Origin of the sequence: Asticcacaulis sp. AC466, assembly GCF_000495815.1 — a bacterium.
Classification (GTDB): domain Bacteria; phylum Pseudomonadota; class Alphaproteobacteria; order Caulobacterales; family Caulobacteraceae; genus Asticcacaulis.
In genome coordinates this window covers 609,883-623,614 of sequence record NZ_AWGE01000001.1, presented here as the reverse complement: position 1 = coordinate 623,614, position 13,732 = coordinate 609,883, and the positions used below count along the sequence as shown (strand labels likewise).

Here is a 13,732-nt window from a genome sequence, read left to right as displayed (position 1 = left end):
TTTAAAATTATTGCCCGGCCATTTTTCCAGATGTCTCTGCGTGACGATGCCTACCTTTTTGGCCCCAACCGTGATGGGCGGCTGCCTGTTCGGAGGCATCCAGAAAGCCGTCGTGATTGGTATCGGCCTTGTCGAACCGTGCCTTCGCCTGGGCCTCGACTTCCGCCCACGACAGCTTGCCATCGTGATTGGTATCGGCCCGCTCCATCCGCTTCGACTGCCTATCGGCCCGTCGGTCAGCGGAATGAGCCTTATGGGCGGCCCGCAGTTCGTCGCGGGTTATCTTGCCATCGTGATTGGCGTCAATCTCGTCGAAGCGCGCCGCCAGATGGCCGGAGACCTCCGACTTTTCAAGGACCCCATCATGATTGACATCCATGGCGTCGAATTTTTGCGCGCGCTTGCCCGCCCAGTTGCCGCCGCGATGGTCTGTCGGAGTCTTCATCGTCGTATCCGGCGTCGTTTGCGACGCGGTTTGGGCCATTGCGCCGCCACAGGCCGCGGCAAGCGCCAGAAGAGAAATAAACATCAGTTTGCGTGACATATCGATTGTCCTGTCTAAGAAAGGAACAGTCCCCATAAGTGCCGTTATCTATCGAACGGCACGCCCGCTGCTTTCCGTCGCTGACTGTGGATAAATCGCAAACTCGAAAAAAGAGGCCGGAACCCAAGGGTCCCGGCCAGTTATGCCATCCACGGCAGCTCTTACCTTTCAGGTTACGTTTCAGGTGGCCGGGGGCGGAGGGCCATCATCACGCGCAGGCGTCAATTCGTCGGCGGACAGAACCCCGTCATGGTTGGTGTCGAGACGGTCGAAGCGGGTCTTCATCGGCGCTGAGAATTCTTCGAATGTCACCTTGCCATCCCCATTGGTGTCCAGCCCCTTCAGGTCGGGAGGGCCATGCCTGTGAAAACTGCCGTCACGCGGGCGTTCTTCTTTCTTAGGTCTGAAAGCATCAAACTCGGCCTGACTGATCACGCCATCCTTGTTCGTATCGATATCGCTGAACGTCGGTCGCGGCGGAGGTCCCTTACGATCAGGGCCGCCATGACCGTCGGCCAGCGCCGGCAGGGTAAACGCCGCAATCAGAATGAGCGGCGCACCGGCCCATATTACGGATTTAAACATCTATTTTTCCTCTTTTTTAATCGAAAGGCCCTCTGTGCCTGAGACCTTCCCTGGCCGCCATGATGCGCGACGGCTGTTTCCCCGCAATGTCACGCAGAAGCGAAATTGGGCGAAAACAAGATTTAATGTTACACTGACGACATCGGAAAGCCGCAAGCCTGCGGCATCCAGGCCACACCGAAATATGCTTTTCTATGGCCCTCTCACCGTGAGTACCTCCCAATGGCACACCCTGTCCTGACCGAACCGCAACCTGCCCCCCAGCCGCGTATTCTGGTCGTCGACGATGACGCCGACCTGCGCGAACTGATCAGCAATTTTCTCGGTCAGAACGGTTTCGACGTTCACACCGCGGCGCAAGGCCGCGACATGGAAAAGATACTGGCGCGCGGCGATATCGCGCTGGTCGTACTCGACTACATGATGCCGGGCGAAGACGGCCTGTCGATCTGCAAGCGCCTCAACGAGCAATCTGGCCCGCCGGTTATCATGTTGTCAGCGCGCGGTGAGGAAATCGACCGTATCGTCGGCCTGGAACTCGGTGCCGACGATTACATGGCCAAGCCGTTTCACCCGCGCGAACTTCTGGCGCGAATCCGCGCTGTAATGCGCCGTCGCGAAGCCCGCACCAACAGCGGCGAAAAATCACCCGTATCGCATTTTTTCGGCTGGCAGCTCGATAATATCAAGCGGACGCTGCTGCGTCCGGACGGCGTGCAGGTGGCCCTGTCCAACGCCGAATTCGAATTGTTGCGCGTCTTCCTCGACCGGCCTGGCCGCGCTCTGTCCCGCGACCAGATCCTCGACTACCTGCACGGCCCCAATACCGACAGCTTTGATCGCGCCATCGACGTGCAGATTTCACGCCTGCGCCGCAAGCTGGCCGATGACACGAACGAAGATATCATCCGCACAATCCGCGGCATTGGCTATATGTTCAAGCCCACGAAGTAATCCTTGCCCGATTCAGCGCCCACCGCCCCTACCCGTTCGAACCTGATCTCCCTGCCCATCTTCTGGCAGGTCATGGGATTGAGCTTCGCTGTGCTGATCCTGTCGTTGGGTATCAATACCCTAGTCGTTCTAAAAGCGCCGGAGCCGCCGCCTTCAGGCTACAGCCTCCCGGAAGCCGTAACCGCACTAAAAGGTGGGGTGGTAAAGCTGCGCAACGGGCGCGTTTTGAAAGCCGAGACCCTGAAAACGACGCCGGATTTCGTCGCCAAAAGGTGGCAGCACGGGCCGCGCGGTCTCGCCTTACAAAACACCTTGGCCATGCGGCTGGCAGCCGATCTGAAGGTGCCGGCCGACACCATCGTCATCGAAATACGCCCACGCTATCCCTTCGACGAGTCGCGTCGTTTCGATAGCTATCGCGGCTCGCTCCCCTACGGCGAACGGAACGGCGCCGGCGCAAATGGACAGCCAAATGAGCCGGAAGGCCAAGGCTCCAGACTATTCGTCCAGCACGACTTCCCGGCGCCGCAGAACAGACAGGAGGCCGAGCACGAATTTTACCCAGGGCCTCCGCATGACGCGTCGTCAAGTGGGCGCCAGGACATGACGCCCGGGCCATTTCCGGGCGGCTATATCCCGACGGACAGCCGGGCCGACGTCGTCTATCCGGCCTTCAGCGCCGCCTGGAAACTCAAGGACGGCAGCTGGCGTGTCCTGCGTCCGCCGCGCAGCCTGATTGAGCCTTGGCAGGAACGGCTGCTGCTAGGCTTCGGACTGACCGCTCTGCTCATCCTGCCACTGGCTTGGTGGCTGTCGCAGCGGTTGTCGCGCCCGATTATTGCCTTCTCCGAAGCCGCCGCCAAGCTGAGTGTAGAAGACAATGCCCCGCCGGTCCTGGCCGTCGGCCCGCGTGAGGTGCGCGCAGCCGCCCAGGTGCTCAACGATATGCAGACGCGAATCCGCAAGCAGGTCGAAAGCCGCACGGCGCTTATGGGCGCGATCGCCCACGACCTGAAAACGCCTCTGGCCCGGATGCGCCTGCGTATCGAGGACCTGCCCTCAGCCATAAGGGACAAACTTAACGGCGACATCGCCCACATGGACGGCCTCATCCGCAGCGCCATGAGTTTCACCAGCGCGCACAAGATGAACGAAATCCTGCGGGCGCTTGACCTCTCGTCCCTGGTCGAATCCCTGGGCGACGACCTGAGCGCCATCTGTGCCCTGGAGCCTGCCGTTATCGAGGAAAACATCATGGTCAAGGGCGACGGGGTGGCATTGAAGCGCATTATCACAAATCTGGTCGAAAACGCCGGCCGCTATGCCGGCGGATGTCGCATCGAACTTTCGGCGCGCGGCAAGACCGCAGAGCTGCGGATTATCGACGCCGGTCCTGGCCTGCCGCCGGACATGCTGGAGACCGTGTTCGAACCCTTCTACCGGTTGGAATCGTCGCGCAACCGCGATACCGGCGGCACTGGCCTCGGCCTGTCGGTCGCCCGCGCCCTGACCGAGGCACAAGGCGGCACATTGACGGCAATCAACCGTTACGAAGGCGCGCGGATCGTAGGTCTTGAACTGCTGATGACCATGCCCCGGCTGGACAAATCCCGTTCGCGCACGCGCTGACCATCGCCACCCGTTGGTTTCAGGAAAAACCAACAAATCGACAGGTCCGGCAGTAAACATAATGCGCCGATATGGAATTCGCGTGATAGCGTTACCATATAGGTTCAGACGCTAAATAGGGCTTGACTTCAAGGTCTTAAGGTTCAAGAACCGGCGCGTCCAGGTGCCTGTCCGGATCGCCGGGACGCAGCTCATTCAGAAAAGGATTTCCACATGGCTTTACGTGTCGCCATCAACGGTTTTGGCCGTATCGGTCGTCTTGTCCTGCGCTCAATCATCGAGCATGGCCGTACGGACATCGAAGTGGTCGCGATCAACGACCTGGGCCCGGTGGAAACCAATGCGCACCTTCTACGCTACGACTCGATCCACGGCCGGTTCCCAGCCAAGGTCACCGTCGAAGGCGACAGCATTGTCATCGTCGCCAATGGCAAGACTTACGCCCCGATCAAGGTAACGGCGATCAAGAACCCGGCCGAACTGCCGCACAAGGACTTAGGCGTCGATATCGCCTTTGAATGCACCGGCATCTTCACCACCCGCGACAAGGCCGCCGCCCACCTGGAAGCCGGCGCCAAGCGCGTCATCGTCTCCGCGCCCGCCGATGGCGCCGACAAGACCATCGTCTATGGCGTCAACCACGACAGCCTGACCGCCGAAGACCGCGTTATCTCCAACGCGTCCTGCACCACCAACTGCCTGGCGCCGGTCGCCAAGGTGCTGAATGACCTGTGCGGCATCGTCAACGGCTATATGACGACGATCCATTCCTACACCAACGACCAGCCGTCGCTCGACCAGATGCACAAAGATCTGTACCGCGCCCGCGCTGCCGCGCTGAGCATGATCCCGACCTCGACGGGCGCGGCCAAGGCCGTCGGCCTCGTCCTGCCGGAACTGAAGGGCAAGCTGGATGGGTCTTCGATCCGCGTGCCGACGCCGAACGTATCGGCGGTCGATCTGGTCTTCAACGCCGGCCGTGAGGTGACCAAGGACGAAATCAACGCCGCCATCGTCGCTGCCGCCGATGGCCCGATGAAGGGCGTGCTCGCCTACACCAACGAACCGCTGGTGTCGCATGACTTCAACCATGAGCCGGCCTCCTCGACATTCGCCCTGGCCCAGACCCAGGTTATCGAAGGCAAGCTGGTGCGCATCCTGTCGTGGTATGACAACGAATGGGGCTTCTCTTCGCGCATGGCCGACACGGCCATCGCCTTCGCGAAATTCCTGTAATAGACTAGAACCCCGCCGGTCTAATCCGGCGGGGTTTTTCGTTTCGGGCGGCCACACGCCTCCCGCGCCGCGACGGTTACGCCGGCCCCTTCCGACCTGTGAGATAATCCATGCCCTTCAAGACCCTCGATGACCTCTCCGACCTTACCGGCAAGACCGCCCTGGTCCGTGTCGATTTCAATGTGCCTGTCGAAGACGGACGCATCACCGACGACACGCGTCTGAAGGTCGCTCTGCCGACCATCGAAAAGCTGATCGGCAAGGGCGCGAAGGTCGCTTTGCTGGCACACTTCGACCGTCCGAAAGGCAAGGTCGTGCCATCCATGTCCCTCGCCTTCGTGGCACCCGCCCTGGCGATCCTTCTGGGCAAGCCCATGGCATTCGCCGACAATGCCGTCGGCGATGCCACCGAAGCCGCTATCGCCGCCTTGCCAGCCGGTGGCGTCATCCTGCTGGAAAACGTCCGCTTCCATCCCGGCGAAGAAACCAATGATGCTGAATTCGCCGCCGAACTGGCGCGGCTCGGTGACATCTATGTCAACGACGCCTTCTCCGCCGCGCACCGCGCCCACGCTTCGACAGAAGCGCTCGCGCGCCTCATCCCGGCCTATGCCGGTGAAAGCATGCGCCGCGAACTGACGGCGCTGGATGCCGCACTCGGCAATCCGCAGCGCCCGACGCTCGGCATCGTCGGCGGCTCCAAGGTGTCGACCAAGCTGGACCTGTTGAAAAACCTCGTCGGCAAGCTCGATGCGCTGGCGATCGGCGGCGGCATGGCCAACACCTTCCTGTTCGCCCAGGGCCACGATGTTGGCGGGTCGCTGTGCGAGAAAGATCTCAAGGACACGGCGCTGGACATTCTCAAGGAAGCCGAGGCCAAGGGCTGCCGTATCCTGTTGCCCGTCGACGTTGTCGTGGCGCAGGAATTCAAGGCCAATGCCGCCCACCGCACCCAGGACCTGGGCGAGCCTCTGTCGGCTGATGACAAGATTTTCGACGCCGGCCCGAAGACGGTCGCCGCCCTGACCGAGGTCATGGCGAAGTCCAAAACCCTGATCTGGAACGGACCGCTCGGTGTGTTCGAATTGCCACCTTTCGACGCCGCGACGGTCGCAGCGGCGAAATTTGCTGCGTCGCAAACGAAAGCGGGTAAGCTGGTAGCGGTAGCGGGCGGTGGCGACACCGTCGCCGCGCTGAACCACGCCGGTGTCGCCAACGATATGACCTTCGTTTCTACGGCGGGCGGTGCCTTCCTCGAATGGATGGAAGGTAAGGTTTTGCCTGGCGTCGCCGCTCTGGAGGAAACAGACAAGCCTATTTAAAATTTACATTTCGCTGATGCACAAAAGACCAAAAGGTCACATCCGCGCGATTTAAAAAGCGGCCCAGCCACGTGGGCCGGCCAAACCCCGAAAGCCAATGAGAAAGAGGGAAAAATAATCATGGCTCGTATCAGCTTACGTCAACTGCTCGATCATGCCGCCGAAAACAGCTACGGCATGCCGGCTTTCAACATCAACAATATGGAACAGGGCCTCGCCATCATGGAGGCGGCGCGCAAGACGCAGGCGCCCGTCATTATCCAGGCCTCTCGCGGCGCGCGCGCCTATTCCAACGACCTGATGCTGAAGCGCATGATCAATGCCCTGGTCGAAATCTACCCGGAAATCCCGTTGTGTATGCACCAGGATCACGGCAACAGTGTCGGCACCTGCGCCTCGGCCATCCAGCACGGCTTTACCTCGGTGATGATGGACGGCTCGCTGAAGGCTGACGCCAAGACACCGGCCGATTACGATTACAATGTCGACGTCACCCGTCGCGTCGTCGAAATGGCCCATGCCTGCGGCGTCTCCGTCGAAGGTGAACTGGGCGTACTGGGCTCGCTGGAAACCGGCATGGGCGAAGCCGAGGACGGGCATGGCGCCGAAGGCGTGCTCGACCATTCGCAATTGCTGACCGACCCGGATCAGGCCGTCGATTTCGTCGCCAAAACCGGCGTGGACGCCCTGGCCATCGCCATGGGCACGTCGCACGGCGCCTACAAGTTCACCCGCAAGCCTGACGGCGAAGTGCTGGCCATGAACGTCATCAGCGAAATCCACAAACGCCTGCCCAATACCCACCTAGTCATGCACGGATCGTCGTCGGTGCCGCAGGAATTGCAGGATCACATCAACCAGTACGGCGGTGAAATTCCGCAAACCTGGGGCGTGCCGATCGAAGAGCTGCAAAAAGCGATCAAGATGGGCGTACGCAAGATCAATATCGACACCGACCTGCGCCTGGCCATCACGGCGGGCATCCGCGAAACCTTTGCCAAGACGCCGTCGGTTTTCGATCCGCGCACCTACTTCAAACCGGCCTACGCCATGATGCAGAAAGTGTGTGAAGACCGCTTCGAACAGTTCGGCGCCGCCGGCAACGCCCCCAAGATCAAGCCGGTCGGTCTATCGACCATGGTGCAGTTCTACCTGTAACTCTTCTCTGCCTCCCGCCTTGTCCGTCACATCGTGGCGGACAAGGCCCGGTCGCGGATATATCGTCGGCCGGTCAGCGTCCCAGGAAGGCCGTGTGAGAGACAATTTGACTCTCGGTCCGGTTTGCGCTTGAACGCAGGCATCATGCTTATCCAGTTTAAACGCCGCTTTTCCATGGCCCACCGCCTGCGCTTCGACCAGAATTCGAAGTGCATGACGCCGCATGGCCACAATGAATTCGTCGCGGTTAGCCTGCAAGCCAGGGCCGGCCGTGAGGTGGCGTGGGGCGGCGCCAACTATGCCGCCAGTTTCGCCGATCTGAAACGCCAGTGGCATAGATTTGTCGATGACAGCCTCGACCATGCATTTCAACTGGGCCATGATGATCCCATGCTTGGCTATTTTCAGCAGCATGAACCTGAATTGCTGTCGCGCCTGCTCGTCATCGCAGGCGATCCGACGACCGAAGCCGTGGCGACCGCCCTCTATATGAAGTTGAACGCTATATTGGCCGCCCATTTGCCCGATTTCGAGTGTGTGCGCTTTGAAATTGAGGAAACGCCGACCAATAGCGTGATCCTGACACCCGCCGACATTGCCGCTTGCCCGATCCGGCTGGGTGAATGGTGCCACCGCGCCGATCTCAGCCTGAACGACCTGTTGCCGCCCTCAGCCTGGAGCGCCCAATGACGCTGTTGTCCCGCCGTGTCTTCGTTCGCGGTCTGCGCGTCGAGGCCGCTATCGGCATTTACGACCATGAACACGGCCGCACACAGCCACTGATCATCGATGCCGTTTTCGACATCGACACCCATACGATTAATAGCCTTAAAGACACGCTCAACTATGAAATGGTCGGCCATATAGCCCGCGACTTCATCGCACGCGGTCACATCAAGCTGGTCGAGACTCTGGCCGATGATATGGCGCGCACAATGGTTGTGCTGCCGCACGTTCAACGCGTCGAAGTCACCATCGTCAAGCCGGAGGCGCTCAACGACGCCGACCAGGCTGGGGTATGCGTCATCCACACAAGGGATTAAACCATGGCGGAACTGGCCTACAAAGAACATCTGCGCCTGATGGCAACGTATAACAGCGTCATGAACGCCCGGCTGATCGCGCTGCTCACCCCGGTGCCAGATGCGGACCTCATGGCCGCGCGTGGCGCCTTTTTCGGCTCGGTGCTGGGAACCCTCAACCATTTGGTCGTCGCGGACCTCATATGGCTCAACCGCTTCCGCCCGCACCCGTTTGGCCAGGTTCTTATGCCGCTGGATGCCCTGCCCAAGCCTGCGGTACTGGCCGACCTGCTCTATCCGACACTTGCCGGGTTGGCGCCCGTCCGTGAAACACTGGACGCCCTCTTCATTCGCTTCATAGACCAGCTTACAGACGCAGACATAGCCGCACCGCTCGCCTACCGCAATGCCAGCGGCCAACCCTTCACCAGGACGCTTGGCCTGGTGCTCAGCCATGTCTTCAATCACCAGACTCATCATCGCGGCCAGATCACAACCTTGCTCAGTCAAATGGGACTGGATATCGGGGTCACAGACCTGGCGCCGCTGGTGCCGGATCTGACATAGGGCGCTTAGCCATCCGGCCGCCGGGTTCCAAGGCTTGTAAATACTGCTTTGCAGCATGAAATCCTGTGCTAGGTTCATCCTATCGTCACACGGATATAGTCATGACCACCAAGCCACCCGTCACCGCCAAGGATATAGGCAATGGTTTCAAGGCCTTCTTGGCCGATGAACGTTTCATCGCCTTTGTAAACTACGGCTTGCTGATGTTCACGGTCATGACCTTCGGGCTGAGCGCCATGGTCGCCCTCCTGATCGCCAACTTCGTCGAAGACAAGGCGCCGGACTGGCTCAAAGGTCACTATACCTTTCAAAAACGCACCTTTTGGTATGCGATAGGCCCGGTCCTGTTAACGGCGGTGGCCTACACCTTCGTCCAGCGTCATGCCATCGCCAGCCCGGTCATCAACATCGTGGTTCTCGGTCTGGTGCTCGCCTCGCTCGGCTATACCGTGGGCCGCGCCATCATGGGCTTCAATCATCTTCTCCATAGCCGGCCTGTACCAAACGCCACGACCTGGTTGGTCTGATCAGTCCACAACGTCGTCTGCGGGTTTGGTTGCTGCCCCGGCGTCACCCACCGGTCCGGCCGACTTACGGTCACGTTTGACGCCTGCCATATCGAACAGGTTCATCTTCACCCCATCATTGACAATATCGCCGGGAGCCTGCCCCGCCTTACAGCCTCCCAGGCGCTTGGAGGTCACCACGTAATTTGTGACACGGTTCAATTGATTGGCGCCGGTGGTTTGGGCTCGGACCTTCATGTCATAGGTCTGGTCTGAACCGATGGTGATAGCGCCCGAATATTCCGTGACCACGCCGGGAACCATAGTGCATTCGGCCAGCAAACCCCAGCTTCCGTTGTTTTCCAGGCTGACGGTGCGGCGCGTACAGGTATCACCGGACAAGTCCGTGCCAAGGATGCCAAGACGCCGGTCCGTATCGGCATCTATGCAAATCTGCAATATCTGCGCCCCCCCGGCACTGCCCTGTTCCGTAACGCGCGTCTCCCATAATCCCGGCTGACGGGCCGGCAGGGGGACGGAGGGCTTAGAGGTAACAACCGGGGTAGGCTTCGGTACAGGCGCAACCGGCGGTTCCGGCTTCTTGTGACACCCGGACACAATAAAGACGGCGGCGACCATCCCCAGACGACCCAGCCTACCTGCAAAATACAGGCTACCTGCAAAAGACGGCATAATCCGTACCCCTGGGACATTTATCCCTACCGATCACTTCTGATCCACACTCGCATCGCTTACCGTTTATATAAACGTTATAACGACCCAAGAACCCTTTAAGAATAAGGGAAGTGGCGGATTTGTACCAGTGTTATAATGCAATAGGGCGAAAATTTTCCCGCCAGACACGAAAAATGCCGGCAGCACAGCCACCGGCACGTCCACTATCCGGAGAAAATTTTAGCGTTTTTTGGAAATAACCTGAAGGGTTTGCAAGGTCCGCGGCAATTCATCGGCCAGGCGTCGGCAGATTTCGCGGGCGCCAATGGAATAGACCTCGCCACCGTCGGCGATTTCCATTGCGGCCTTCGCTGTGGCATCCAGCAAGACTTCGAATTCGGCGATCTGTTCACGGGCCAGCGCCCGCGCCTCTTCCTGAAGACGCCGTACCCGCTGGGTACGGCTCTCGCGAACCTGAGGCGTCGAATCGTCAATGAAATTGGCCTTATGGGTGACATGGGTCGGCAGACTCATGACCTTGTCGCCATCGATCACCTGACCGAGTGCAATCTCTTTCGAGCCTAAGGCTATCTCCTTGGAGACAGGCGGCACCACATTCAATCTTGTCCTACGCATTTCAGCCATACCCCGAATTTTGACGAACGCATCACGAAAGTGCGAAAAGCATCCATCCTCAGGGTTAATAAGCCATTTAGATCGGGGTTAAAGCCCGGTCCTGAGCAGGTGCTATCCGCTACCTAAGGTCACCCTAAACCGTATAAAAATCCAGTGTGATTGTGGCGTGATTGCGGCTAATAACACCGATTAGCCCACAACTGTGTGACGGATATAACACTAGATGGTTAATCGCGCCCCTAAAACACCACCTTAGGAGAAAATGGACGAGATGCCAGTCGCGCGGTTGGATTGTGTGTCAAACAGCGAACCTATCCATCGCTGAGCATGTCCTTGGCAAATTCGAGATCGAGCGTCTTGAGGCGTTTGATCTCGTCACGCAGTCGCGCAGCCGTCTCGAATTCCAGATTACCCGCCGCTTCGCGCATCTTGGCCTCCAGATCGCGCAGCGTCGCCTGGAAATTGGACCCAAGGAAGGGCTTAGAGTCCTTTTCAGCCACGCCCATGGGAATCTGAACGCGATCGCTCTTTTCATAAGGGCTATCCAGAATGTCAGCGATACCGCGTTTCACGGATTCCGGCGTAATGCCATGCTCGGCATTATAAGCCATCTGCTTCTCACGACGACGGCTTGTTTCCGCCAGCGCCCGTTCCATCGATCCGGTTATCCGGTCCGCGTACAGGATGACGCGGCCGTCAATATTCCGGGCCGCGCGGCCGATCGTCTGAATAAGCGACGTTTCCGATCGCAGGAAACCTTCCTTATCGGCATCCAGGATGGCGACGAAGGCGCATTCCGGGATATCAAGCCCTTCCCGCAGCAGGTTGATACCGATCAGCACATCGAAGGCACCCAGGCGGAGATCGCGAATGATTTCGATGCGTTCCAGCGTGTCGATGTCCGAGTGCATATAGCGGACACGTATGCCCTGCTCATGCATATAGTCGGTCAGATTTTCGGCCATCTTCTTGGTCAAAACCGTCACCAGCGAGCGATAGCCCTGTTTGGCCACCAGGCGCACCTCGGCGATGACATCGTCAACCTGACTGAAATTGTCCTTATGCACGGGACGAATTTCGACCGGTGGGTCGATCAGGCCGGTGGGGCGAATAACCTGCTCAGCAAACACACCCTGTGCGCGCTGCATCTCCCACGGGCCCGGTGTCGCTGACACATAGATAGACTGCGGGCGCATGGCGTCCCACTCCTCGAACTTGAGCGGCCGGTTATCCATGCAGGATGGCAGGCGGAAACCATATTCCGCCAGAATCGACTTGCGCGCGAAGTCGCCACGATACATGCCGCCAATCTGCGGCACCGACACATGGCTTTCGTCGACAAATAACAGGGCATTGTCGGGCATATATTCGAAAAAGGTCGGCGGCGGCTCGCCCGGTCCCCGACCGGTGAGATAGCGACTGTAGTTTTCGATGCCGGCGCACGCCCCCGTCGCCTCCATCATCTCGATGTCGAACGTGGTGCGTTGCTCCAGCCGCTGGGCTTCCAGCAGCTTGCCTTCTGCGTGCAATTGCTCCAGACGCTGCTTCAACTCGACCTTGATACGCGAGACCGCCTGATTGAGGGTGGGACGGGGCGTGACATAGTGGGACGCGGCGTAGATCCGAACCTCTTTCAGCTCCTGCATCTTTTTGCCGGTCAATGGATCGAATTCCTGAATCGACTCGATCTCGTCGCCAAACATGTTGATGCGCCAAGCGCGATCCTCGTAGTGCGCGGGGTAGATTTCGATAACGTCGCCGCGCCGGCGAAACGTGCCGCGCTCAAAAGCCTGATCGTTGCGCTTGTATTGCAAAGCGACCAGATCGGCGCGCAACTGCGCTTCGTCGAGCGTCTGGCCGACCGTCAGGTCGAACGTCATGGCGGTGTAGGTCTCGACCGAGCCGATACCATAAATGCACGATACCGACGCCACCACGATCACGTCGTCGCGTTCCAGGATGGCGCGCGTGGCCGAATGGCGCATGCGGTCGATCTGTTCATTGATCGACGAATCCTTTTCGATGAAGGTGTCTGTGCGCGGGACGTAGGCTTCGGGCTGGTAATAGTCGTAGTAGGAAACGAAATACTCGACCGCATTATCTGGAAAGAAGGCCTTGAACTCCGAATAGAGCTGTGCGGCCAGGGTCTTGTTATGCGCTAGGATCAGGGCCGGCCTTTGTGTCTGCTCAATGATCTTGGCCATCGTGAAGGTCTTGCCTGAACCGGTGACACCCAGGAGCACCTGGTCGTGCTCTCGCGCCTTGATACCTTCCATAAGATCCGCAATGGCTGTCGGCTGATCACCCGCCGGTTCGTATGGTGCGGCGAGGCGAAATTTCTTTCCCCCGTCGGACTTTTGCGGGCGGTCGGGACGGTGCGGCACCCACGTCGCCGCCATAGGGGCGAAATCGGCCACAAACGCGCTGGAATTGTCGGAGACGCCGGAATTGTCGGGAGAACGTGTCATGAACACAACATAAGGAGAGGAGAGATTTTTGAAAGAGGGAGATAAAAACTTTTCGCGTCGGCAAAAATCGTTCGCGCGTCGCGACAAGACCGCCGTTATGCCACATTATAAGGTCAAAACCTGTCAGGAAGCACCAAAATCGGCACGGATTCTCCGTTTGATTTCAGCCGGTTAAAAACGGCCCGCCGCCTTACGTTCACGGAAGCTTCGCCGAAAATCTGTCAAAGGACCGCCTTAACGCTTCCTTAAATTATGATCTTCTGACTAAGAATTTGACTATAAAGAAATCGCAAATAATAAAGTTTGAATGCGCCGTATAATGGATATCACGAATACTTCGCTTTTCCTGTCAATAAAAAGATTCTAACCTGCCAGTAAGAAGCGGCATATTCTTGTATGTTTCATTGCGGGAATCGGCAACAACTCACAG

14 protein-coding genes are annotated in these 13,732 nt (G+C 58.8%); 9 read left to right on the top strand and 5 right to left on the bottom strand.

From position 1 onward, the window contains the following. Window positions 1-7: 7 nt before the first annotated feature. Together AEAC466_RS43575 and AEAC466_RS43570 are read right to left on the bottom strand one after the other, a co-directional pair. A complete protein-coding gene (locus tag AEAC466_RS43575) occupies window positions 8-544 on the bottom strand; it encodes an EF-hand domain-containing protein (protein ID WP_023456619.1) in 537 nt (178 codons plus the stop codon). A 180-nt stretch (window positions 545-724) separates the two neighbouring features. Next, window positions 725-1,129, bottom strand: coding sequence for an EF-hand domain-containing protein (locus AEAC466_RS43570; protein ID WP_023456618.1), 405 nt, complete (start codon window positions 1,127-1,129; stop codon window positions 725-727). Between the two features lie 222 nt (window positions 1,130-1,351). Here AEAC466_RS43570 and AEAC466_RS25805 point away from each other — a divergent pair, with 222 nt between their 5' ends. From AEAC466_RS25805 to AEAC466_RS25770, 9 genes are all read left to right on the top strand, one after another. After that, window positions 1,352-2,083 (top strand): response regulator, encoded by a 732-nt coding sequence (locus AEAC466_RS25805; protein ID WP_023456617.1) that lies wholly within the window; start codon window positions 1,352-1,354, stop codon window positions 2,081-2,083. Between the two features lie 3 nt (window positions 2,084-2,086). Next, complete coding sequence (locus AEAC466_RS43565) at window positions 2,087-3,712, top strand: HAMP domain-containing sensor histidine kinase (RefSeq protein WP_023456616.1); 1,626 nt, start codon at window positions 2,087-2,089, stop codon at window positions 3,710-3,712. A gap of 213 nt (window positions 3,713-3,925) precedes the next feature. After that, window positions 3,926-4,948 (top strand): type I glyceraldehyde-3-phosphate dehydrogenase, encoded by a 1,023-nt coding sequence (gene gap, locus AEAC466_RS25800; RefSeq protein WP_023456615.1) that lies wholly within the window; start codon window positions 3,926-3,928, stop codon window positions 4,946-4,948. 110 nt (window positions 4,949-5,058) lie between these two features. Further along, window positions 5,059-6,270, top strand: coding sequence for a phosphoglycerate kinase (locus tag AEAC466_RS25795; protein ID WP_023456614.1), 1,212 nt, complete (start codon window positions 5,059-5,061; stop codon window positions 6,268-6,270). 120 nt (window positions 6,271-6,390) lie between these two features. Next, entirely contained in the window at window positions 6,391-7,428 is a 1,038-nt protein-coding gene (gene fba, locus AEAC466_RS25790) for a class II fructose-bisphosphate aldolase (RefSeq protein WP_023456613.1), read from the top strand. Window positions 7,429-7,572: 144 nt separating this feature from the next. After that, window positions 7,573-8,118: a 6-carboxytetrahydropterin synthase gene (locus tag AEAC466_RS25785; protein ID WP_023456612.1), complete on the top strand. Its 546-nt coding sequence runs from the start codon at window positions 7,573-7,575 to the stop codon at window positions 8,116-8,118. Further along, entirely contained in the window at window positions 8,115-8,471 is a 357-nt protein-coding gene (folB, locus tag AEAC466_RS25780) for a dihydroneopterin aldolase (protein WP_023456611.1), read from the top strand. The genes AEAC466_RS25785 and folB overlap by 4 nt, the downstream gene beginning before the upstream one ends. A gap of 3 nt (window positions 8,472-8,474) precedes the next feature. Then, window positions 8,475-9,017, top strand: coding sequence for a DinB family protein (locus AEAC466_RS25775; RefSeq protein ID WP_023456610.1), 543 nt, complete (start codon window positions 8,475-8,477; stop codon window positions 9,015-9,017). A gap of 101 nt (window positions 9,018-9,118) precedes the next feature. Further along, window positions 9,119-9,544, top strand: a complete 426-nt coding sequence (locus AEAC466_RS25770; RefSeq protein WP_023456609.1) for a hypothetical protein — start codon at window positions 9,119-9,121, stop codon at window positions 9,542-9,544. On the opposite strand, the gene AEAC466_RS25765 is transcribed toward AEAC466_RS25770, so the two are convergent. The 3 genes from AEAC466_RS25765 to uvrB form a co-directional block, all read right to left on the bottom strand. Continuing rightward, window positions 9,545-10,216: a DUF3617 domain-containing protein gene (locus AEAC466_RS25765; RefSeq protein ID WP_052025034.1), complete on the bottom strand. Its 672-nt coding sequence runs from the start codon at window positions 10,214-10,216 to the stop codon at window positions 9,545-9,547. Window positions 10,217-10,438: 222 nt separating this feature from the next. Continuing rightward, a complete protein-coding gene (locus AEAC466_RS25760; RefSeq protein ID WP_235074123.1) occupies window positions 10,439-10,834 on the bottom strand; it encodes a hypothetical protein in 396 nt (131 codons plus the stop codon). Between the two features lie 311 nt (window positions 10,835-11,145). Continuing rightward, window positions 11,146-13,302, bottom strand: a complete 2,157-nt coding sequence (gene uvrB / locus AEAC466_RS25755; protein ID WP_023456606.1) for an excinuclease ABC subunit UvrB — start codon at window positions 13,300-13,302, stop codon at window positions 11,146-11,148. Window positions 13,303-13,732 lie beyond the last annotated feature (430 nt).

Excerpts from the sequence above, each read along its gene's own strand:
- AEAC466_RS43575 (WP_023456619.1), bottom strand. The coding sequence starts at position 544 with ATGTCACGCAAACTGATGTTTATTTCTCTTCTGGCGCTTGCCGCGGCC.
- AEAC466_RS43570 (WP_023456618.1), bottom strand. The coding sequence starts at position 1,129 with ATGTTTAAATCCGTAATATGGGCCGGTGCGCCGCTCATTCTGATTGCG.
- AEAC466_RS25805 (WP_023456617.1), top strand. The coding sequence starts at position 1,352 with ATGGCACACCCTGTCCTGACCGAACCGCAACCTGCCCCCCAGCCGCGT.
- gap (WP_023456615.1), top strand. The coding sequence starts at position 3,926 with ATGGCTTTACGTGTCGCCATCAACGGTTTTGGCCGTATCGGTCGTCTT.
- AEAC466_RS25795 (WP_023456614.1), top strand. The coding sequence starts at position 5,059 with ATGCCCTTCAAGACCCTCGATGACCTCTCCGACCTTACCGGCAAGACC.
- fba (WP_023456613.1), top strand. The coding sequence starts at position 6,391 with ATGGCTCGTATCAGCTTACGTCAACTGCTCGATCATGCCGCCGAAAAC.
- AEAC466_RS25785 (WP_023456612.1), top strand. The coding sequence starts at position 7,573 with ATGCTTATCCAGTTTAAACGCCGCTTTTCCATGGCCCACCGCCTGCGC.
- folB (WP_023456611.1), top strand. The coding sequence starts at position 8,115 with ATGACGCTGTTGTCCCGCCGTGTCTTCGTTCGCGGTCTGCGCGTCGAG.
- AEAC466_RS25775 (WP_023456610.1), top strand. The coding sequence starts at position 8,475 with ATGGCGGAACTGGCCTACAAAGAACATCTGCGCCTGATGGCAACGTAT.
- AEAC466_RS25770 (WP_023456609.1), top strand. The coding sequence starts at position 9,119 with ATGACCACCAAGCCACCCGTCACCGCCAAGGATATAGGCAATGGTTTC.
- AEAC466_RS25765 (WP_052025034.1), bottom strand. The coding sequence starts at position 10,216 with ATGCCGTCTTTTGCAGGTAGCCTGTATTTTGCAGGTAGGCTGGGTCGT.
- AEAC466_RS25760 (WP_235074123.1), bottom strand. The coding sequence starts at position 10,834 with ATGCGTAGGACAAGATTGAATGTGGTGCCGCCTGTCTCCAAGGAGATA.
- uvrB (WP_023456606.1), bottom strand. The coding sequence starts at position 13,302 with ATGACACGTTCTCCCGACAATTCCGGCGTCTCCGACAATTCCAGCGCG.